Below are 21,441 nucleotides of genomic sequence, written 5' to 3'. Positions count from 1 at the left end.
CGCCGTCGCGCGCGTGAGAGGGGGCCGGGTTGGCCGGCGACAGCTTCGACATCGCGGGCGTGCTGAGCGTCAGACGCCTCGGATACGGCACCGGCATGCTCACCGGTCCCGGCTACTGGGGGCCGCGCATGGAGCCCGGCCAGGCGGTGGCCCTGCTGCGCCGGGCCGTCGAGCTCGGCGTCACGCTCATCGACACGGCCGACAACTACGGTCCCGGCCTGGCGGAGGAGCTGGTCGCGCGGGCGCTGCACCCGTACCCCGGCGGGCTGGTGCTGGCGACGAAGGGCGGCGTGGTCCGCACCGCGCCGAACGTCTGGCACGTCGCCGGGCGGCCCGAGCGGCTGCGAGCCATGTGCGAGGCGAGCCTGCGCCGCCTGAGGACCGAGACGATCGACCTCTACCAGCTCCACCGGCTCGACCCGGAGGTGCCGATGGCCGACCAGCTGGGCACGCTGGCCGAGTTGCGGCGCGAGGGCAAGATCCGGCACATCGGCCTCGACACGGTCACCGCCGAGGAGCTGGCGCGAGGGCTGGAGATCACGGAGATCGCCTCCGTGCAGAACCGCTACAACCTGCTCGACCGGGAGTCCGAACCGGTGTTGCGGATGTGCGAGGAACGAGGGCTGGGATTCCTGCCGTGGTTCCCGCTGGGGAACGGCGCGCTGGCCGGGCCGGGCGCGGCCGGACCGGCGAAGGTGGCGCGGCGGTACGGCGCCACACCCGGGCAGGTGGCGCTGGCGTGGCTGCTGCACCGTTCGCCGGTCATGTTGCCCACGCCCGGCACGGGCTCCCTCGCCCATCTGGAGGACAACCTCGGCGCCGCGCACGTCTCGCTGGCCCCCGACGATCTCGCCGTCCTCGACCGGCTCGGCGGATGACGGTCGCCGCGCGTTCACGTTCCTGGCACGGAGACGGCCCGCGGGTGCCGGTTCCGCACGGACTCCGTCGGGCGGCTTGCGGGAGTTTCGTCAGGAGGCTTACGATCTGCGGATGATCAACATGGCACGGCCCGCGTACGACGAGCTCGTGGCCCGCCTCGGGGCGCCGCTCGGCGTGGAGGACGCCCGCGCCCGCTGGGGTTCGCTCGTGCGGGAGGCCAGGAGCGGCGCCATCACGCTCATCACCAGGGAGCGCTCGGAATGGGCCGCCCTGGTGCCGCTGTCCGAGGTGTCCGGGCTGCTGAGCGGCCTGCCGCTGGTGCCGGTGTCGACGGCCCGCGGCAAGCTCGGCGACCTCGTACGCCAGGTCGCCCATCCGTACGAGCACGAGCCCGTGCTGCTGTCCCGGCACCGACGCCCCGTCGCCGCCCTGGTCGCGGCCGCGCGGTTGATCGACGGCCCCGCTCCCCGCCATCTGCCCACCGCCGACGTGATGCTGCTCGGCGGCGGCACCATCGTCCTCGCCCTCGACGCGCACGGGCGGACCACCGCCACCGTGCGCGACCAGGAGGGCGCCGAGGTCGCGTTCGGCTCGGGCGACAGCATCGGCCAGGCGCTCGACGCGCTGGAGGACGACTGATCAGGCCGGCCTGATCACCGCGTCGGGTCCGGGGAAGACGAGGTGCTCGCTCCCGTCATCGAACCTGACGATGTAGGGCGGGGTGCCGTCAGGGCCGCGGATCTCGATGATCTCGCCCTTCCTGTCTCCCTGGCCCACGACATGACCGTGGACGATCAGCGTGTCGCCGACGTGCGCCTGCATGGTGACTTCCCCTCGGCCGGCTCTGGAGGCTCACTCCCACACTGCACCAGGCGGGCGGCTGCGCAAAGACGACTGGCCGTGGGGGTTGAGGTCAGCGTGCGAGCTCTTCCACGACGCCGGTGAAGCCCTCGTCGCCGCGGCCGTCGGCGATGCGCCGGTTGACGAGGGCCAGCAGGTGTTCGAGCGGGGCGGTGCCGAGCTTGGCGGCGGCGCGTAGCCGGACGAGGTGCTCCAGCACCGGGGCGTGCTCGGTCAGCGAGGCCGGGCCCCGCGGGTAGGAACGGTCGCGCACCTCGCGGGCCGTCTCCTGGGCCGCCGCCACGACGTAGCCCATCTGCTTGGCCGCGAACGGCGCGAACGTCTCGGGCTCGACGCCCCCGGTCCCGCCGGCCAGCGCGAGGGCGTTCAGGTAGGCGAGCGTGGTGTCGTACCAGAGGCCGAGGAGCGCGAGGTCGTACAGCCCGGCCTGGCCGGGGTCCTCGCCGACGTGGTGGGCCGTCCCGAGCGGCTCCAGTGCCGGGCGGCAGGCCGCGAACGCCCGCGCCGGGCCGCTGTAGATCAGCGTGGCGGCCGGGGTGCCGATGTCCGCGGGGCCCGCCTGGACGACCGCGTCGAGGTGGACGGCGCCGTGCTCGCCGGCCCACGCGGCGCTCTCGCGGGCCTCGTCGGGGGTGCCGGTGGAGAAGTCCGCCAGGGTACGGCCGGCCGCGGCCGCGCCCCCGGCGGCCAGCACCTCCATGACCGCGTCGTGGCCGGTCAGGCAGAGGACGACGAGGTCGCTCGCCGCCATGGCGTCCGCGACCGTGGCCGCGTGCCGCGCTCCGCCGGCCACGAGAGGGCCGGCCTTGGCGGGGGAGCGGTTCCAGACCGTGGTCGGGTGCCCGTGCTCCAGGAACGTGCGGGCCAGGGCGGCGCCCATGGCGCCGAGGCCGAGCACCGTCACGGAGAGATCGTTCATGGGGAAAGCCTCTCTTATTACATTACGGGTCGAAACGAAACATAAGGGTTAGACTCGGGCTCGTGCAACCACGTCAGGAGGGGCGGGCGGCGCGTGCGGGCCGCCCGCGCGACCCGCAGATCGGCCGGACCGTGCTGGACGCGACGCTGGCGGTGCTCGACGAGGCCGGCTACACCCGGCTCACCATCGAGGAGGTCGCCCGGCGCGCCGGCGCGACCAAGCCGGCGATCTACCGCCGCTGGCCCGATCGGCGGCGTCTCGTCCTGGCCGCGCTGGCGACGCGGCTCGGCACCGCCCGCGCGCCCGACACCGGCTGCACGCTCTGCGACCTCAACGAGGGGATCAACGTGTTCGTCGCGGCATTCCGGCGGATCAGGCCCGGCGTGCTGGGGCCGCTGTTCGCCGACTGCGCGGCCGAGCCGGAGACGCGTGAGACGTTCATGGCGACGTTGTTCGACCCGCCGAGAGCGGCGGTGGCCGAGATGATCGAGCGTGCGGTGGCGCGCGGCGACCTGCGGGCCGACCTCGACCGCGAGCTGGTGCTGGACATGCTGGGCTCGCTGGTGCACTACCGCGCGCTGTTCGGGCACGCGCCGATCACCGGGGACCAGGTGGAGAGCGCCGTCGCGGCGGTGCTGGGCGGGATCGCCACCGACTACCCGGCCCTGCTCGCGCACAGCCGCGAGGTCGCGGGCGATCCGCGGACCCACGCCGGTCACGGGTAGCCGGCCGGCTCCCGCCTTCAGCGCGCGGAGCGGGCTCCGGACGGTGATCCGGGGCCCGCTCCGCCGTGCTGCTCCCCGACCGGCCTCGGGCCGCCACCTGAATCAGGCGATCCCGGCGGAAATCCGGTTCCCCTTCGTACGGCTCCCACGGTATACCTAGGAGTCCTAGGTTTTGGCCTAGGGAGCCTAGGATGCTTTCGTGTCCCGAGAAGGAGTTTCGCCATGACAGACCCGACGACCGGCAGGCTGCGCGTCGACGGCGCGAGCCTGCACTACGAGGTGCGCGGCGAGGGCCCGCTCCTGCTTCTCATCCCCGGAGGGACGGGTGGCGCGGCGTCCTTCGACGGCATCGCCGGCGACCTGGCCGCCCACCACACGGTCGCCACCTACGACCCGCGCGGCATGGCCCGCAGCGCGCTGGACGATCCCGAGGCCGAACAGCGGGTGGCCGAGCACGCCGACGACGCGCTGCGGCTGCTGGACCTGCTGTCGCCCGGCGAGCCCGCCCGCGTCTTCGGCGCCAGCTCCGGCGCGATCGTCTCCCTGCACCTGCTCGCCACCCATCCCGAACGCGTCGGGCGCGTCGTCGCGCACGAGCCGCCGGTGGTGGAGGTCCTGCCCGACGCCGCCGAGCATCGAGCGCTGATCGCCCGCGTACGGGAGACGTTCGGAAACGAGGGACCCATGCCCGCCCTGGCCGTGTTCGCGGCAGGGCTGAAGAAGGGCGGCGCCGCCACCGAGCCGCCGGCCGGAGTCGAAGCACCGGCCGAAGCACCGGCCGAAGCACCGGCCGAACCGCCGGTCGAACCGCCGGGCGGGATCGAGCTCCCGCCGCAGGCGGCGGCCCGGGCCGAGCAGACGATGGCCGGCCTGCCGTACTTCATCGGGCGCATCGTGCCCGGCTTCATGTCCTACACCCCGGACGTCGACCGGCTGGCGGCGCTGCAGGACCGGCTCGTGCTCGCGTGCGGCCACGACTCGCGCGGCGAACTGCCCTACCGCCCGGCCGCGTTCCTGGCCGAGCGGCTCGGCATCGAGCTCGTGCACTTCCCCGGCGGGCACACCGGCCTGACCACGCACCCCGCCGAGTTCGGCGAGCTCCTTCTCAAGACCCTGCGCGCCTGAAGACCGCGTGCAACCCCGGCGGCGGCCCGCCGCAAGGCCGACGACCCACCCGCACCGATCCGAGAGGCACACACCGTGAGAGATCTTCCCGACCCGGCCACGACCGTCATCGACGGCCCGTCCGGCCGCATCGCCGTGGCCGACCACGGAGGGCACGGCCCCGACGTGGTGCTGATCCACGGAGCCAACCGCTCCTTGCTCGACTGGGAGCCGCTGCGCCGCCACCTGCCGGGAGCCCGGCTGGTCGCCTACGACCTGCGGGGCCACGGCCGTTCAGAAGCCCCGGCCGAGACTCCCGCCGGCGCCGGTTACGGCTGGGACGCGCACCTCGCCGACCTCGACGCGGTCGTCGACGCCCTGCGGCTGACCGACCCGTACGTCATCGGCCACTCCCTGGGCGGCATGATCGCCGTCTGCCATGGCGCGCGGCGGCCGGACTGCCCCGGAGTGGCGGACCTCGACGGGTTCGGCGGCGGACGGCCCGAGCTCTACCCCGGGCTGCCCGCGGAAGAGGTCGCCCGCCGCCGGGCCGCGCAGACCGCCATGCTGGCCGCGGCGCCGGCCGTGCTCACCGACGACCACGTGGAGACGATGATCGAGCACGTACGGCTGCGCGCCCAGGCCATGGGCATCGACGCGGACCTGGAGGAGGCGGGCGCCCGCCGCTGCCTGGCCTCCGACGGCCCGTCGGCGTGGCGGCGCAGGCCGGGGCCCGACGCCCAGGCCGCGCTGCTGGCGCCGCTGGACGGCTGGAGCGTCTTCGACGTGCTCCGGCGGACCCGCTGCCCGGTGCTGCTCGTCCAGGGCGGCCAGGCACCCCCGCTCGCCGGGCTGCCGGCCGAGTTCCGCGAGCTGGGCGAGGCTCTCATCGCCGGAGTCGGGCGCGAGCTCGCCGCCCTGCGGGGCCCTCGGCTGGAACGTGTGGCCGGGGCCGGACACCTGCTGCACCTCCAGGCGCCCGCCGCGGTGGGCGAGCTCGTCCGCACCCACCTCCTGAACGGCCGGCGCCCTTCTGGTGCGCGCCCGGCTCACGGGTAGACAACAGATTGCCCTTATGTCTTAACAAATGTTGACATGCCGTTCATCTGCTGGATAGAAAGCATTAACCATCCAGACAGGACGGAGGCGGGCACCGCATGATCGGGGGGACCGAGCTGCTCTCGGTGGCGACCACCCTGCCGGAGCCGGCGTTCGACCTGCACTACCTGCACTATCCGCTCGACGTCCCCGACGGGGTGAGCGAGCTGGAGCTGGTGCTGGAGTACGACAAGATCGTCGACGTCGTGCAGATCTACGCCGTTCTGCTGGAGCCCGACGGCACCTTTCGCGGCCACGTCCAGTGCCCGGGAGGTCCCGGCCCCCGCCGGCTGGTGATCAGGGTGGGCGCGGACGGCGCCGGTCCCGGCTGCGTCGCGGGGCCCGTCCCGGCCGGCCGCTGGACGGTGCGGCTCGACCTCGACCGCCACAAGGCGGCGGCGCCGTACACGCTGACCGTACGCGCGGCACAGACCCCCGCCGGACCTCCCGCCGGCCCCCCGGCCGACACGGCGCCCGGACCGGCGCGCGACACGGCGCCCGGACCCGCCGCCGGCGCGGCGCCCGAACCGGCGCGCGCCGCCGCGACGGGAGGGGCGCGCGGTGTGGCGACGGGAGGGGCGCGCGGTGTGGCGACCGGGCCGGGTGACCGTGAGGCGCGGCGGCGGACGGCCGCCGGAGGCCCCGGCTGGTACCGCGGCGAGCTGCACAGCCACTCCACGCACTCCGACGGCCGCCGGCCGGTCGCCGACCTGGTGCGCGCCGCCAAGGAGGCGGGCCTCGGCTTCCTGGCCGTCACCGACCACTTCACCGCCGCCCACTGGCCCGATCTCGACGCCCATGACGGCATCGTGCTGCTGCACTCCATGGAGCTGACCAGCCACCGCGGCCACGCCAACCTGCACGGCCTGACCCGCTGGGTGGACACCTACGTCGACCGCCCGGACCACACCATGGTCGACGTCGCGGCCGACGTGCACGAGCAGGGCGGCCTGGTCTGCGTCAACCACGCCTTCAGCGGCGACCAGGCCTGGCGGCGCTTCGACACCCCCTGGGACGCCGTCGATCTCATCGAGATCGCCCACCTCCAGCAGGGCGCCAACAACGACGCCCAGATCGGCCTGTGGGACCGCCTGCTCACCTCGGGCCACCGGGTGATCGGCGTGGCGGGCAGCGACTGCCACGACCCGGCCGACCCCGGTCAGGCGCTCGGCCAGGTGGTCACCGTCGTGCACGCGGACGAGGGCAGCGAGCGCGGCATCGTCGAGGGCCTGCGGCGGGGGCGCGTGCACGTCTGGCGGGGCGCGGACGTCGACATGCACGTCAACGGCGCCCCCATGGGCGCGACCGCCGCCGCGCCCGGCGGGCGGGTCCAGGTCGACGTGGACGTGCGGGCGGACGAGCCCGTCGTGGTGTTCGTGCTGCGCGACGGGCTGCTGATCAACGTCGTCCCCGCCGCGGACAAGCCGGGGGAGTGGCAGCGGATCACCGTCGAGGACCGGCTCGCCGCACCCGGCGACCATCACCGGGCCGATCACCGGGCCGATCACCGGGCTCATCACCGGGCCTACTACCGGGCGGAGGTCCACGCCGACCCCGGCAGGAACGACCCCCAGTTCTGGGCGAGCTCCCTGCGGGACCACAGCTCGCTGCGGGCCGCGGGCAACCCCGTCTGGGTGCGCCCCGGCGGTTGAAACCCCCCTCGTGTCAGGAGAGAGTTCATGCGGTATGCCACCACGCTGGGCGCCGGCGTGCTCGCGCTGGTCCTCACGGGCTGCTCGGGCGTGCTGACCAACAACGCCACCGCGGGCAAGAGCGATGACAAGACGGTGACGCTCTACTCGGTGAGCGGCCCCGAGGTGACCGACCCGATCCTCGCCGCGTTCAAGGCCAAGCACCCCGACATCAAGGTCAACAAGATCGGCCTGCCCGGCACCGGCGAGGCGTTCGCCCGGGTGCGGGCCGAGAAGGACCGGCCGCTCGGCGACGCGATCTGGGGTGGCTCGTCGGAGCTCTACACCGCCAACGCCGACCTCATCGCCCCCGTCGAGCTGCCGAACGACGCCGCCACCGTGGCCACGGACCCCGCCCACATCTGGCACGCCACCGACCTGCTCTTCCAGGCGATCGCCGTGAACACCGACAAGTTCCCCGACGCGGCCAAGCACCCGAAGACGTTCGAGGACCTGGCGGAGCCGGGGTACGCGGGTGGGAAGGTGGCCTTCGCCACGCCCAAGTCGTCGGGCACCTCCTACAGCCTGCTCACCACCATGGTCACCCTGCACGACTGGGACTACGTCGACCGCTTCGTCAAGAACGCCCGCATGCTCGACGGCTCGACCGCGATGTTCAACATGGTCAAGGACGGCGAGGTCGGCACGTCGTTCATCAACGAGGACCTGGGCGCCAAGTGGATCGACGCCGGCGTGAAGATCAAGCTGATCTACCCCGAGGACGGCGTGTCCGGCCAGATCGGCTCCGCCGGCATCATCAAGGGCGCCCAGCACGAGGCGGCCGCCAAGACCCTCGTGGACTTCCTCATGTCGAAGGAGGCCCAGCAGATCATGGTCGACCAGGTCCAGCGCCGCTCGTCGCGGGGCGACGTGCCCGCGCCCAAGGGCCTGCCGGCGGTCGAGGGGCTCAAGCGGGCCGACGTCGACGAGAAGTGGGCGGCGGAGAAGAAGGACGAGATCCTCGCCAAGTTCGACGACGCCGTCAAGAGCGCGGGCTGATGGCGGCCTCCACGACCGCGCGGGGACGGCCGGGCCGGCGGTCCCGGTCGAGCTGGCGCGACCCGTGGCGGCTCGCCGGACTGATCGCGCTGCTCATCCTGCTGATCTTCATCGTCTACCCGCAGCTGTGGATCGTCAGGGCGGCGTTCACCGACGACGCGGGCGCGTTCACGCTGGCCAGGTTCGGCGCGTTCGTCACCGACGAGCGGTTCACCGAGCCGCTGCTGCACAGCGTCGTCGTCAGCCTGGCGGTGGGCGCGGGCGCGGCGCTGGTGGCGGTGCCGCTCGCGTTCGTCGTGGCGCGTTACCGCATCCCCGGCCGGCAGGGCGTGCTCACCATGCTCACGATGGCCACCACCTCGCCGCCGTTCCTCGGCGCGTACGCGTGGCTGCTGCTGCTCGGCAGCGGCGGCATGATCACCAAGGCCGCCAGGGAGGCCGGCCTGCCCCTGCCGTTCGAGTCGATTCTCGGCGTCGGCGGCATCATCTGGGTCGGCGTGTGGTTCACCTTCGCGCTGATCTTCCTCATGGTGTACGACGCGTTCAGGGCGGTGGACCCGGCCCTGGAGGAGGCCGCGGCGTCCGTCGGGTCGACGCCGTGGCGCACCCACGCGAAGGTGACGCTGCCCCTCGCCGTGCCCGCCATCGCCACCGGCTGCTACCTGGCCGCGATGCGGATCTTCGCCGACTTCGGCACGCCCATGCTGATCGGCGGCGGCTACTCGATGTTGCCGGTCGTGGTGTACCAGAACTTCATGTCCGAGGTCGCCGCCAGCCCGGGCGTGGCCGCCACGGCCAGCCTCATGATGGTGCTCGTCTCCGGGCTGGCGCTGGTGGCCCAGCGCAGGATCGTGGCCAGGCGGTCGTTCGCCGTGACGGGAGGCAGGGACCAGCCGCTGCGCGAGCTGCGCCGCGGCCCCAAGGCGCTGGTGCTGACCGGCATCTGGACGGCGCTGCTGCTCGGGTTCGTGCCGCACATGGTGGTGGTGCTCACCAGCTTCCTGCGCTGGCAGTCGGGCATCCTGCAGTGGGAGCCGACGCTGGAGAACTACCGGCGGCTGTTCGAGGAGTCGTTGCAGCCCATCGTGCTGAGCTTCGTCTTCGCCGGCATCGCCTGCCTGATCGCGCTCGTGCTGGGCGTCGTGGTGGCCTACATCGTGGCGCGCAAGCGGTTCATGATCTCAGGGCCGCTGCTCAACAACCTCGTCATGGTGCCGTACATCCTGCCGGGCACGGTCTTCGCGATCGGGTTCATCCTGGCCTTCAACCACCTGCCCGTCATCCTCACCGGCACCGCGCTGATCATCGTGGTGGCGTACTTCATCCGGCGGCTGCCGTACGTGATGAAGTCGATCGAGACCGCGCTCGGGCAGGTGCACCCGTCGCTGGAGGAGGCCGCGATGAGCGTGGGCGCGCCGCCGCGGCGCAGCTTCCGCGACATCGTCGTGCCGATCATCAGGCCCGCCGTCATCTCCGGCGGCACCGTCGGATTCCTGCAGATGATCACCGAGCTGTCGGCCACCGTCATGCTGTACGCGGTGCCCTGGGTGACCATGACCGTGGTCATCTTCACCAACGCGATGCAGCCGGGCAGCCCGTTCGGCGTCGCCTCGGCCATGACCACGGTGCTGCTGGTCTCGGTCTACGTCCCGCTCTACCTGCTGCGCCGTCGCTACAAGACGGTCTCCCTGTGATCCGGAGCTCACCATGGACATCAGCATCGAAGGGATCTCCAAGACGTTCGGGGAGACCACCGCGCTCGAGTCGGTCGACCTTTCCGTGCCGTCGGGGCGGCTGGCCACCCTGCTCGGCGCGTCCGGCTGCGGCAAGACCACGCTGCTGCGGATCATCGCCGGGTTCGAGACCGCCGACACCGGCGCCATCCGCTTCGGCGAGCGCGACATCGCCAAGGTTCCCGTCTGGAAGCGCCGCATCGGGTTCGTCTTCCAGAACTACGCGCTCTGGCCGCACATGACGGTCGCCGAGAACGTCGCGTACGGGCTGCGCCTGCGCAAGCTGCCCAAGGAGGCCGTCGCGGACAAGGTGGCCACGGGCCTGGCCATGGTCGGGCTCACCGGCAGGGAGCAGCGCCGGCCCGGCCAGCTCTCCGGCGGCCAGCAGCAGCGCGTGGCCCTGGCCAGGGCGCTCGCCCTCGAACCGGACGTGCTGCTCATGGACGAGCCCCTGTCCAACCTCGACGCCAAGCTCCGCGTCGAGATGCGCAGGGAGATCCGCCGCATCCAGCAGGAGACCGGCATCACCGCGGTCTACGTCACCCACGACCAGGACGAGGCCCTGGAGATCTCCGACCTGGTCGCCGTCATGAACGGCGGCCGGGTCGAGCAGATCGGCGCCCCCGAGGACGTCTACGAACGGCCGGAGACCACGTTCGTGGCCTCGTTCGTCGGCAGCGTCACCCTGCTGCGCGGCCAGGTCACCGACGACGGCGAGCTCGCGCTAGGCAGCGGCGGCAAGGTCGGCTTCGGCCGGCCGCTCGGCCCGGCCGGGGCCGCCGTGCACGTGGCACTGCGTCCCGAGGACCTGCGCATCGTCGAGAGCGGTCAGGCCCAGTTCACCGGCAAGGTCGTGCGCAGCAGCTTCCAGGGCGGCACCAGGGAGTCGGTCGCCGAGCTGCCCGGAGGGGAGCGGCTCGCCTTCGAGCACCGCCGCCCCCTGTCCACCGGCGCCACCGTTGGCCTGGTGGCCGAGAGGTTCACCGTCGTCGGCAGGGACACCGGCGTCGCCTGAAGGCGCCCGTCACCGTTCGCATCGTCCCGGCGGTGGCCGCGGTTCCACCCCCCACCAGCGCGGACACGCCTTCCCTGGCGCTGCGGCGATGACCGTGAGTGATCGTCCGCATAAGAAAACTGGAGTTCCAATGTTGGAACCAGTTTGACGGCCAGTGAGGGGATGTGGTCGGCTCGTGACCTATGTTTCTGATGGGATGAATTAGACCGGTACGGGGAGAACGCTACATGCCGCACGCCTTCCTGCGCGTGCTCGTCTCGACGTCCATCGCAAGTGCCGCGGCCCTGGTGGCCGCGCCGCCGGCCGTCGCAGAAGCCGAGATCACCCCAGCTGGGGTCGCATCAGCCGCAGTCCAGAGGGAAGCGGCGAAGGTCCGTCCCGTGCCCGCCGTGGAGGAGCCGGCGCCCGCCACGGTCACCCTGCCCACCCGCGAGTCGCTGGCGCTCCGGCCCGCCGGCGACGACAAGGTGGGGCCTCAGGCGCCCGAGGTGACCACCTCCGCCGGCCCCGGGCTCGTCCAGGAGATCACCGCCGAGGCCGCGGCCGTCCAGAAGGAGCAGGGTCTCGGCGCCAAGGCGCCCGACACGCGTGACGTGCTGCCCGACACCTCCCAGGCCGAGACGCTCACGCTCATCAAGCCGCTGGCGTCCGTGCTCAAGACGTTCGGCAATCTCGGCAAGGCCGTGCCGGGGCTGACGTACCGGCTCTGCGTCGAGAGCGAGAGCGTGCCGGTGTCCTGCTCGATCTCCAAGCCCGTCGGCGTGCCGGTCGCCGCCGACGTCACGGGGGACGTCAAGCCCGACCTGGCCGCCGACCTCGTACCCACCGCCAGCCCCGCGGGCGGCTCCGTCGGGCTCGGGTTCGCCGTCAAGCGGCTGTCGCAGGAGAACCTCAGGGCCCGCGTCTGGGCCGAGTACGACGGCAAGGTGTCGGTCGGGTTCGACGGGTTGAAGCGCGGATCCTCCCTCTCGGCCAGCGACTGGGGGAACTTCACCGTCGACATGGAGGGCAGGCGGGTCAAGGCGAGCATCACCCGCAAGGAGCCCGGCGAGTCCGCGGCCATGATCGCCGGAATGACCGGGCGCAGCGCGGTGAGCCTGCGCCAGACGCCCGCCACCGAGAAGCTGACCGTCAACGCCGCGCTCGACACGCCCACGCTGGACGTCGCCGCCTCCTCGCCCGCCACGCTGGACGCGCTCGCCGTGAACGGCCACCGCTTCGTCCACGCGGTGCTCGACAAGATGGCCGCCCGCGCCGAGGTGCGCCTGTCCGGCGGCCAGATCCGCTTCACCAGCTCGTCGAGCGTCCCGCGCGCCCGCCTGAACTCCTTCACCTACCGCGACGGGCGGCTGTCGAAGGTGGTCAGCGCCGAGCTCGAACGCGTACCGCGCTCCTTCGTGGCGAAGTACGGCTCCGGCAAGAGCAAGCAGACCGTGTCGGTCAACGCCGGCTCGGGCCGGTCGCGGGCCGGCGCCGCCAGCCTGCTCTATTACGACAGGAACGCGTCCCAGACCGTGATCAGGACGGAGCTGAGCGCCCTGCCGGCCAAGCTGCGCCTGGTCAACGACCTGACCAAGCATCGCGTCACGCACAGGACGAGCTCGCCGGTCGGCACGTTCGAGGCGGTGCTGCAGCGTAACGGGGGCGCCATCGCCAGCCCGCGCGGCGGCCACGTCACCATGATCAAGAACGGCGCCGCGGTCGGTGTCTCCGCGCTGCTGTCGGGCCTGTCCGAGTTCGACGTCACGTACGGCGGCAAGCCGCACGCCCACCTGGAGGTCGACTCCAGCGGCCGCTCGTTCACCGGCGCGGCCAGCCTCGACGGCACCCACGTGGCCAGGATGGAGATCTCGAACACGCCCGCCACCGTCGACGTCACGCTCGACCCCGCCGCCAGGAAGGCGGCCTTCCGGGCCAGCGGCGAGATCAAGCGCATCCACGCCGCCTACGCCAACCTGAAGTCCGGGCCCACCGTGGACGGGACGCTCATGGGCGTGCGCGACGACGTGAAGGCGTCATGGGAGCTGGGCGAGCGGTCCACGATGCGGATCGCCGCGCCCAGAAAGCTCGACGAAGTGCGGATTTATGCCAATAAAGCGTACGTGAAGCAGCCGACCGGCGAGGACCTGCAGGTGACCGCCAAGGGCCTGAGCAAGCAGGCCGAGCTCGTCGCCGACACCAAGGCGGGAACCCTCGCCTGGACCGCCGCCGGCCCGATCGACAAGGTGACGGCGCTGGCCAGGGTCAAGCTCGGCGACCGCTACGTCAGGGCCGCCGCCGACGTGCGGGACGTGCCGGCCCGCTTCGACGCCTCGTGGAACGCCACGTCCTCCCGCTTCCGCGGCCAGTCGGGCCCCGTCGGGACGGCCGAGCTGGCCTTCACCAACCACGACGGCGCCAAGTCGCCCACCGGCCCCCACCTGGCCGCGCACTACGACGAGGCCTCCGGCGACATGGACGGCAGCGTGCTGGTCAACGGGCTCGAACACGTCGAGTTCACCCCGGCCGCCGAAGGCTTCACCGCCGACTTCCGCTCGGCCAAGCAGACCCTCGCCGTCGACGCCGACGTCACCCGGGGCGACACCCGCTTCGGCCTGATCGGCACGCTCGGCCCCGCGCCCGGCCGCCTGGCCGTCACCTCGGCCGGCGGCAAGCTCACGTACGAGGGCTCCCGGCTCGACGTGCGCGCCCGCGCCTGGCTGGGCAAGGTCGCGGCGCTCGACCGCATGCGCGCCGCCCCCGCCCTGCCCGGCGGCGGCGTGTCCCTGGTGGACGGAGGCTGCGCCGCCGGGTCGAAGGGCTGCTCGCCAGGGCCCTTCTGCACGCCGCAGCGCGGCTGCTACGGGCTCCAGGGCTTCCTGGACGTGACCGGCCTGCCCCAGCGGGTCTCGGTCGACCCGGCGGGCAAGACGTTCGGGTTCTCCGGGTTCAACCCCAAGCGCGAGAGCCTGGGCGTCTACCTGGCCAGCAGCGTGCTGGCGCCCGTCCCGATCAAGGCCAGGGCCACCCTGACCGGGCTGCCCTCCAAGATCACCAGCATGTCGCTGGGGCCGTTCGACGTGACCAAGGGCAACGCCGTGAACGCCGGCTACCGCATCGAGCCCGCCGCCACCCTGGGCAGCCTCGACGTGCACGCGGAGTCGGGAGGGGCGCGCGGCAGGGTCGCGGTCGATCCGGTCCCCGCCGCCGTGGCCGTCCAGGGCACGTACGGCGCCAAGACCCGCATCCGCGTGACGAACTCCGCCGCCGTCAAGCGCCTCAGCGCCAAGGTCACCCTGCCCGGCAAGGGCACCGGCGAGCTGCGTTTCTCCGACGTGCCCGCCCGGTTCGGGGTGGACGCCGACGCCTCGGGCGCCGGGTTCAGCGTGCCGGCCGTCACGTACAAGGCGCTGGGCGGCGTCAACACCCTCGACGGCTATCTGGGCGTGGAAGGCGGTCTGATCGACCCGAAGGGCCGCCTCGGGGACGTGGCGGTCGCGGTCAGGAACCTGGCCTCGGACACCACCATCCGGATGAATCCCGACCGGTCGCTCAACCTCGTCTCGAAACCCGTCGCCACCGGCCGCATCACGCTGCGCGCCGGGCTGCGGATGGACCCGGTCGCCAAGCAGCGCATCGCGGTGAGCAAGGAGGTCCCGCACACCAAGGGCTTCCTCACCTACCAGGTGGCCGGCCAGTTCGGGCTCGGCAAGAGCTCGGTCGAGGACGTCGGGCTGTCGGTGCAGGGCATGTCGTGGTTGCGGATCAGGCCGGGCAAGATCCCGTTCGGCATGAAGGCGCCGCCCGCCCTCGGCTACGTGGCGCCCTCCTTCGAGGGGAACTACGGACGGCTGAAGCTGTCCGCCGACGGTGTCGACCTGCGGCCGGACGTCTCCCTGGACGTCAGGCTGAGCAGGGACATCGGCAACGACCTCTTCCACGAGTCGGTACGGATCGGCGGCACCAAGTCGCTCGCCATGCGCCGCTACGACCAGCGGATGAGGCGCATCGGGGCCAAGCAGGAGATCAAGGCCGCCGGGTTCAGCGTGGCCTGCCTGACGGTGGACGCCAAGCCGGGATTCGTCGCGGGGGGCGCCAAGAACTCCATCACCCTGCGCGGCGCCGACGGGCCCCAGATGGTCTCGCTGCTCGACCCCGGCGGCCAGGTGCCGGACTACGCGGTGGACCTGCTGACGCACTTCATGAGCCCGTTCCCGGGCGCGGAGTGGAAGGTGGCGAACACCAAGGCGGGCGCCTGCGACGCCGGCGGCGACTCCTCGCGACCGGAATCCCGCTGACGGCGGGGTCGCGCGGCGGCCCGGTCACGGAGCGGCGCTGCCAGGACGGCGCTGCCGGAGGCTGCTGCTGTCAGGAGCCGGCGGTCAGGGGAGGGAGCGGCCCAGGCGCAGCCGGACGCGGTCCCCGTGCCGCACGCTCTCGCGCACGGTCCACACGCGCTCGTCGATGACGGTGCCCCTGGCCGTCATGTAGCCGCCCATCCTGAGCACCGGGCGCCCGGTGTCGTCGCTCACCAGTTGCGCCCGCGACTCGGAGTCGTCGCCGAACAGCACGAGGAAGTCGAAGGCGCCCGCGGGGGCGTCCAGGACCAGGCCGGGATAGAGGTGCGAGTAGGGAACCTCGACAACGTGTTCAGTCACGGGTGATCGCCTACCCGGCGGGGACGGGTTCGAACGGCCGGTCCGATCCAGGGGCGGGATAGCGCTTTCCAGTGCTATGCGATGAAATGTCATTGTTCCCGCTACAGGTTGGAGACCTCGTGCCCCTGTTCGACATGCCCCTTGAGCAACTCCGCGGCTACCTTCCCGACCGCGACGAGCCCGCCGACTTCGACGCGTTCTGGTCCCGCACCCTGGCCGAGGCCAGGGAGTCCGGCCCGGCCGCCGAGTACGTCCCGTACGACCTGCCCTTCGCCGCCGTGGACGTGTTCGACGTCTCGTTCGCCGGCTGGGGCGGTCACCGGATCAACGGCTGGTTCCTGCTGCCGAAGGGCACGGACGGCCCGGTGCCGTGCGTGATGCACTACATCGGCTACAGCGGCGGGCGCGGGTTTCCCAAGGACCATCTGATGTGGCCGGCCGCCGGGTACGCGGTGTTCGTCATGGAGACACGCGGCCACGGCGGCGCCAACGTGGGCAGTCCCGGCGCCACCGGAGACCCGCACGGCAGCGCGGGACCGCAGGCGCCCGGCATGATGACCCGCGGCATCCTCGACCCCGACGACTACTACTACCGGCGCGTCTTCACCGATGCCGTCAGGGCCGTGGACGCGGCGATCGAGCACCCGGCGGTCGACGCCGCGCGCATCGTCGTCTCGGGCGGCAGCCAGGGCGGCGGCATCGCGCAGGCCACCGCCGCGCTGCACCCGTCGGTCAAGGCCGCGCTCATCGACGTGCCGTTCCTGACCCACTTCAGGCGCGCGGTCGAGATCACCGGGCGCGACCCGTACCAGGAGCTGGTGCGCTTCCTCGCCACCCGGCGCGACACGGCGGACCAGGTGTTCCGCACGCTGTCGTACTTCGACGGCCTCAACTTCGCGGCGCGCGGGCGGGTCCCGGCGTTGTACTCGGTGGCGCTGATGGACGACGTGTGCCCGCCGTCCACGGTGTTCGCCGCCTACAACCACTGGCAGGGGCCCAAGGAGATCACGGTGTGGCCCTGGAACAACCACGAGGGCGGCGGCGGCTTCCAGTCCGAGGAGCAGTTGCGCTATCTGGACAAGCTGCTCGGCGACGGCTGAGCGGACGCCCGCCGTGCCGGACCGCCGATCGGGTCCGGCACGGCGGAGGCCGCGTCAGGCGCTCTGCTCGGTGACCAGGAAGGACACGCTCCCCTGGTCGTCGGCACCGGCGTCCAGAGACTTGTCCTCCAGCACAGTGGCAGCCACAGGGTCGAGGTAGACCCGAGCTCCTTCCGACTCGACCACCGCGTCCGCCGGTTCGGGGGCGGTGGCCAGGGAAAGGGTGAGCGAGCTCGCGCCCTCGCCCTGAGACGAGATGCGGATCCCGCTCTGGGAGGGCTCGGGCGCGGCCGCGGTCAGGTCGCGGATCGCCTGGGCTGCGTTGGCTGTCAGGGTGAGCACTACGGCTCCTCCTCACGTTCGACGTTCACGAGTTGCCTGCCCTTCCCTCCTCGCTCGGGCTCAACCCTTCGTGACCCTTTCTTTACCGAATTCTCAGGGAGTGCGCGGGTGGCGCGCCGTCCCCTGGACAGCGTGCGTGCTGCCCGGACCAGGCCAGAAACTGCCGGAAAGAACGTGGATTTATGGCGATATGGGGTATTTGTCTTGTTTGACACCAGGACGAGCGCATTGGGGGATCGTCGTGGCAATGGAAACAGAGATCCGCAACCTGCTCGACTGCCACGTGGTGGGGTCGGACGGCCAGTCGATCGGCAAGGTGGGCCAGGTCTACCTCAATGATCGCTCGGGCGAGCCGGAGTGGGTGACCGTACGCACGGGGCTCTTCGGTATGAAGCAGACCTTCGTGCCTCTGGCCAACGCCCGTCGCTCGGGAGAGGAGATCCGGGTCCCCTTCGACAAGGAGATGATCAAGGGCGCGCCGAACATCGACGTCGACGACCGCCTCACGATCGACGAGGAGACCAACCTCTACCGCTACTACGGCATGCGGCCGACGAGTGTCCCGCAGCAGCGCGCCGGCGAACCGCGTACGGAGAAGACCCCCGTGACGGGGGAGCGGCCCGACAGGCCCGCGGGCGCGCCCCGCGACGACCTCATCACAGGAGGCACGGCGGGTGGCCCAGCGGGTGGCCCAGCGGGTGGCCCAGCGGGTGGCACGGCGGGCAAGGGGATGGCCGGAGAAGGCGCCGCGGGCGAGACGGGCCGCCGGGACTTCGCCGGCAGGACGGCCGGTCACGGTGTCACCGGCGACCTCGCCGACGTCGACGACATCTCCATGACCAGGTCGGAAGAGCGGCTGCGCATCGGCAAGGAGACGAGGGAGACCGGCCGCGTCCGCCTCCACAAGTACGTCGACACCGAGACCGTCCACGAGACGGTGCCGCTCTCGCGCGAGGAGGTCGTGATCGAGCGCGAGCCCATCAGCGAAGGGGACGCGACGGCGGTGCAGGAGATCGGCGAGGAAGATCGCGAGATGATCCTGCACGAGGAGCGTCCGGTCGTCGGCAAGGAGAGCAGGCCGGTCGAGCGGATCCACGTCCGCAAGCGGGACGTGCAGCACGAGGAGACCGTCGAGGGCCAGATCCGGAAGGAGCGGCTGGAGATCGACGAGGACGGGGTGACCATCGGCAGGGACGACGACGGCATGTTCGGCCGCGGCGGGAGTGACCTTCCCCCCGAGCGGTGACATACGGGGCAGTGGCGCCGGACGCGCCGCTGCGGACCTCGCAGGCAAAAGCCCCGGTCGCTGGTGAGAGGCATCAGCGCCCGGGCTTTGCCGTGCCGCGTGGCGGGCCTCGGTGCCCGGGCTCTCCCCGCTGCCGGTGGCGGCCTCAGCGGCCGGGCGCGCGCCGTCCAGGCCCGGCCCCCGCGTACAGCTCGACCTCGTTCAGCATGCTGCAGGAACGGCCGATCTCGGGGTCGCAGTCACGCGTGGGCGTGAGGACGATCTTGACGTGCCGTCCCGTGCGCTCGACCTCCGAGTAGCGCATCGCGTAGTCGGTCCTGCCGGTGACGGTGAGCACCGGCTCGCCCCAGGAGCGGCCGTCCCGTGAGATGTACACGCGGGCTCCGGCCGGATGCCCGGGGCGCAGGCTGAGGCCGATCCGGGTGAAGGCGTACGGCCGGTCCAGACGCAGGACGTAGCGGCCGCGGCCGGCGGCGACCGCGCCCGACCAGTAGGACGTGCTGCCGTCGAAGGCCGCGGCGGGCCGGGTCCTGGGGCGGTAGCGGCCGGTCCACGTCATGGTGGTGTCGATCGTGAGGTCGCCGCGCCGGCGCATCGCCGCCAGGTCCAGCAGGCCGGGGCCGGGCGGGGCCACGGTGAACAGGCGGCGCTTGATCGCGTACCAGCCGCCGTGCTCGAACCGGCCGTGCGCCGGGCACGCCGTCTCGTTGAGCAGCCCGTCGGGCCGCACGCCCGGGAGCTTGCAGTTGTCGAAGACCTGGATCAGCCGGTGCGGGCCGACGGCGGCCAGGCCGGTGTAGCCGGACGATCCGTGCGTGTCCCAGATGCCGTCGCGGTTGTGGTAGGTCACCCGCGGCTCCTGCCACGCCTCGCCACGCCCGTCGGGGGAGACGGCCAGCCAGTTGTCCGGCCGCCCCGCGCTCAGCACGAGGACGCCCGCCGGGGTCAGCAGCAGTCTCGGCGCCACTCCGCGTACCACGCAGCCACCTTCAGTGGACGGGCCGGCGAAAGAGCCGGTGAAGCGCAGCTCGCGCGCCGGCGACCAGGTGCGGCCGCCGTCCACCGAGCGGCTCTGGCGCAGCGTGGAGTATTTCCCGCCGTCGTGGCGCAGCACGGCCAGCAGGCTGCCGTCCACGGTCTGTGCGAGGGCCGCTTCGGTGTAGGCGAACCCCTCGGCCGGCGTGGCGATCACGCCGCGCCGCGAGAACGTCGTCCCGCCGTCCTCGCTGGCGTACACCTCGGCCTGGTACGCCCCTGTGCCGCTGTAACGGGCGTAGAGCGTGATCAGGATCGTGCCGCCGGCCAGCTGGATCGGCGTCCCGTGCACGGCCCCGCCCGGCAGCAGGTCGTCCGGCGTGGTCAGGGTCGCCTCGGAACGCAGCCAGCTCTCGGCGTCGTCTAGCGAGGACGAGGTGAGCACGCCGAGAGCGGCCGTGTGCGGGCCCGTCCTGGCCGGGTAGTACTCGGTGGCGAAGAAGCGCCCGTCGTGCAGCTCGACGGGCGACTCGCGCAGCGGCGTCCGGCTCGGCGGGCCGAACGTGGCGCCGCCGTCGTCCGAGACCGCGGCCGCGTTGGTGAGGGTGACGACCTCGTCGACGTTCGTGGTGTAGGTGACGATCACCTTCCGCTCCGGAGCGCCCCCGCGCCCGGTCACGTCGAGCACCGACACGTTCGGGAAGCCGGCGAAGTCGAGCCGCTCGGAGGCCGTCGGCTCCCGCGCGGGCGGCCGCGGGAAGGGATGGACGAGATCGGGTGAGGAAGCACTGGCGATCAGGTAACCCTCGCCCGCGGCGGGCTGGTCGGGCAGCAGGCAGTAGCCGGCCGGCGCCCGTGCCGGCGCGGGCACGGCGGGCAGCGTCAAGGTCACCGACAGGGCCGTGACCACGGTTGCGTGCACCAGCACCGGCCCCGCCTTTCCCCCGTACGCCGACGGTACGGACTCTAGATCACCCAGCGCCGCCAACCCGGCATTCACCTGCGGGGAGTCGCAGGTACACGTTCGGGCGGCTGATGATTCATGCCATTCGTAAACTGACAGTTGACAGAGCACCGCTGTCTGACGACGATCGAGGCGGCACCATTAAGTGTGAATTTACGTAGGTCGAAAGACCGCGGGTCGGGAGGTGGCCCCAGATGAGCATCGAGCCCAGGGCGCAAGTGGCCCCAGAGCGCGTGCTGCCAGGCCCGGTGCCCGTGGCGCCGGAGGCGGCCGCGCAGCAGCGCGTGGTCCAGCGGATCTGCGCCAGGGTGGCCCCCGAGGGCATGGAGATCGGCGTCGGCGATCTGCCGCCCGGCGGGCTGCAGGTGTGGATCGAGACAACGGTGGACGCCGGCGCCGCGCCGGAGCCGTGGGTGCTGCACCACCGCATGGCCCGCGAAGTGGCGCTGGTCGGCTGGCACTGCGAGGCGGACGCCGACCGCCTGCTGGTCCTCGGCTGGAGCGCCGCCTGCCTGCACAACCGCGTACGCCTGCTGCAGAGCGGGCTGCGCCGCCTGGCCGACTTCGAGCACACCGCGCAGCGGGCCGTGCAGCTCGACGGGCAGGACCCGGACGGCGAGCCGCCCGCGCTGGTGGCCACGACCGTCTGCGCCTCGATCGAGCGGCGGCTGCGCTGGCCGGAGCGGCTGGCCGAGCTCGCCGGGTACGAGCGCAGCTCCGAGCTGCCGCACCTGCAGCTGCTCCTCGCGCAGGTCGCCGGCCTGGAGGTGAAGGTCGCCCGGGCCTGCGAGGAGCACCTCGTCATGGCGCGGGTGCTCGCCCGGGCCGTCTGCGAGCAGTACGCGCGGCACCGCGACCTGCCCCGCGCGCAGCGGGACGTGCTGGCGGAGTCGCGCCGCTGGGTGCACGCCAGCACCATGATCCGTGGCTCGGCCGGCGCCCGGCCGAGCGCTCCAGGCATCGGCCGTCCGCACATGGGGCTGGCCGAACGCCGCATCGCCGCGAGCGTCATCAACCACGGCGTGCCACGCGTGACCCGCGCGGCCGCCGCCCCGCGGGCCGAACACCTCGGCCGTACGGAGGACGCACGCTGACCCCGATCCGCTCAAGGGCGAGCGGTCACCCGGAAAACCCCATCCGAGTCCGGTAGGAG

General features: G+C 72.4%; 18 protein-coding genes. 13 read left to right on the top strand and 5 right to left on the bottom strand.

Annotated features, from left to right (window positions below; all coding sequences use genetic code 11):
* The first annotated feature begins 29 nt into the window (after positions 1-29).
* Positions 30-878, top strand: coding sequence for an aldo/keto reductase (locus tag ACZ6SA_RS43020; RefSeq protein ID WP_465834861.1), 849 nt, complete (start codon positions 30-32; stop codon positions 876-878).
* Between the two features lie 112 nt (positions 879-990).
* Positions 991-1,518: a type II toxin-antitoxin system prevent-host-death family antitoxin gene (locus ACZ6SA_RS43015; RefSeq protein WP_347644833.1), complete on the top strand. Its 528-nt coding sequence runs from the start codon at positions 991-993 to the stop codon at positions 1,516-1,518.
* Here ACZ6SA_RS43015 and ACZ6SA_RS43010 read toward each other — a convergent pair whose 3' ends face one another.
* Both ACZ6SA_RS43010 and ACZ6SA_RS43005 read right to left on the bottom strand, forming a co-directional pair.
* A complete protein-coding gene (locus tag ACZ6SA_RS43010) occupies positions 1,519-1,701 on the bottom strand; it encodes a DUF1918 domain-containing protein (RefSeq protein WP_465834859.1) in 183 nt (60 codons plus the stop codon).
* Between the two features lie 91 nt (positions 1,702-1,792).
* Entirely contained in the window at positions 1,793-2,659 is an 867-nt protein-coding gene (locus ACZ6SA_RS43005) for an NAD(P)-dependent oxidoreductase (protein WP_465834857.1), read from the bottom strand.
* 62 nt (positions 2,660-2,721) lie between these two features.
* On the opposite strand from ACZ6SA_RS43005, the gene ACZ6SA_RS43000 reads away from it, so the two are divergent.
* From ACZ6SA_RS43000 to ACZ6SA_RS42965, 8 genes are all read left to right on the top strand, one after another.
* Entirely contained in the window at positions 2,722-3,384 is a 663-nt protein-coding gene (locus ACZ6SA_RS43000; protein ID WP_443154901.1) for a TetR/AcrR family transcriptional regulator, read from the top strand.
* 222 nt (positions 3,385-3,606) lie between these two features.
* Positions 3,607-4,509 carry an alpha/beta fold hydrolase gene (locus ACZ6SA_RS42995; protein ID WP_347644837.1) on the top strand — a complete coding sequence of 301 codons (903 nt, stop codon included), beginning with the start codon at positions 3,607-3,609 and terminating at the stop codon, positions 4,507-4,509.
* 75 nt (positions 4,510-4,584) lie between these two features.
* Complete coding sequence (locus tag ACZ6SA_RS42990) at positions 4,585-5,547, top strand: alpha/beta fold hydrolase (protein ID WP_465834854.1); 963 nt, start codon at positions 4,585-4,587, stop codon at positions 5,545-5,547.
* A gap of 98 nt (positions 5,548-5,645) precedes the next feature.
* Complete coding sequence (locus tag ACZ6SA_RS42985; RefSeq protein WP_465834852.1) at positions 5,646-7,238, top strand: CehA/McbA family metallohydrolase; 1,593 nt, start codon at positions 5,646-5,648, stop codon at positions 7,236-7,238.
* 27 nt (positions 7,239-7,265) lie between these two features.
* On the top strand, positions 7,266-8,276 hold the full coding sequence (locus ACZ6SA_RS42980; RefSeq protein WP_465834850.1) for an extracellular solute-binding protein: 1,011 nt from the start codon (positions 7,266-7,268) through the stop codon (positions 8,274-8,276).
* Positions 8,276-9,970 carry an ABC transporter permease gene (locus tag ACZ6SA_RS42975; RefSeq protein ID WP_465834848.1) on the top strand — a complete coding sequence of 565 codons (1,695 nt, stop codon included), beginning with the start codon at positions 8,276-8,278 and terminating at the stop codon, positions 9,968-9,970. The genes ACZ6SA_RS42980 and ACZ6SA_RS42975 overlap by 1 nt, the downstream gene beginning before the upstream one ends.
* A gap of 13 nt (positions 9,971-9,983) precedes the next feature.
* Positions 9,984-11,024 (top strand): ABC transporter ATP-binding protein, encoded by a 1,041-nt coding sequence (locus tag ACZ6SA_RS42970; RefSeq protein WP_347644842.1) that lies wholly within the window; start codon positions 9,984-9,986, stop codon positions 11,022-11,024.
* 227 nt (positions 11,025-11,251) lie between these two features.
* Positions 11,252-15,301 carry a hypothetical protein gene (locus ACZ6SA_RS42965; RefSeq protein WP_465834846.1) on the top strand — a complete coding sequence of 1,350 codons (4,050 nt, stop codon included), beginning with the start codon at positions 11,252-11,254 and terminating at the stop codon, positions 15,299-15,301.
* Between the two features lie 84 nt (positions 15,302-15,385).
* Here ACZ6SA_RS42965 and ACZ6SA_RS42960 read toward each other — a convergent pair whose 3' ends face one another.
* The gene (locus ACZ6SA_RS42960; RefSeq protein WP_347644844.1) at positions 15,386-15,661 is read right to left on the bottom strand and encodes a hypothetical protein; all 276 of its coding nucleotides are present in this window, start codon (positions 15,659-15,661) and stop codon (positions 15,386-15,388) included.
* Positions 15,662-15,780: 119 nt separating this feature from the next.
* Between ACZ6SA_RS42960 and ACZ6SA_RS42955 the strand changes: the two genes are divergently transcribed.
* Positions 15,781-16,761 carry an acetylxylan esterase gene (locus tag ACZ6SA_RS42955; RefSeq protein ID WP_465834843.1) on the top strand — a complete coding sequence of 327 codons (981 nt, stop codon included), beginning with the start codon at positions 15,781-15,783 and terminating at the stop codon, positions 16,759-16,761.
* Positions 16,762-16,815: 54 nt separating this feature from the next.
* Here the strand turns inward: ACZ6SA_RS42955 and ACZ6SA_RS42950 are convergent, their stop codons facing one another.
* Positions 16,816-17,103 (bottom strand): HesB/IscA family protein, encoded by a 288-nt coding sequence (locus tag ACZ6SA_RS42950; protein WP_132337477.1) that lies wholly within the window; start codon positions 17,101-17,103, stop codon positions 16,816-16,818.
* Between the two features lie 247 nt (positions 17,104-17,350).
* Between ACZ6SA_RS42950 and ACZ6SA_RS42945 the strand changes: the two genes are divergently transcribed.
* Entirely contained in the window at positions 17,351-18,349 is a 999-nt protein-coding gene (locus ACZ6SA_RS42945) for a DUF2382 domain-containing protein (RefSeq protein WP_465834841.1), read from the top strand.
* A gap of 145 nt (positions 18,350-18,494) precedes the next feature.
* Here ACZ6SA_RS42945 and ACZ6SA_RS42940 read toward each other — a convergent pair whose 3' ends face one another.
* Positions 18,495-20,252 carry an exo-alpha-sialidase gene (locus ACZ6SA_RS42940; RefSeq protein WP_465834839.1) on the bottom strand — a complete coding sequence of 586 codons (1,758 nt, stop codon included), beginning with the start codon at positions 20,250-20,252 and terminating at the stop codon, positions 18,495-18,497.
* 230 nt (positions 20,253-20,482) lie between these two features.
* Here ACZ6SA_RS42940 and ACZ6SA_RS42935 point away from each other — a divergent pair, with 230 nt between their 5' ends.
* On the top strand, positions 20,483-21,382 hold the full coding sequence (locus ACZ6SA_RS42935; RefSeq protein WP_465834837.1) for a hypothetical protein: 900 nt from the start codon (positions 20,483-20,485) through the stop codon (positions 21,380-21,382).
* The last annotated feature ends 59 nt before the right edge of the window (positions 21,383-21,441 follow it).

This window comes from Nonomuraea sp. NPDC049378, from assembly GCF_055586745.1.
The sequence above is the reverse complement of the archived record's forward strand: the minus strand, read 5'-3'. Positions and strand labels throughout refer to the sequence as shown.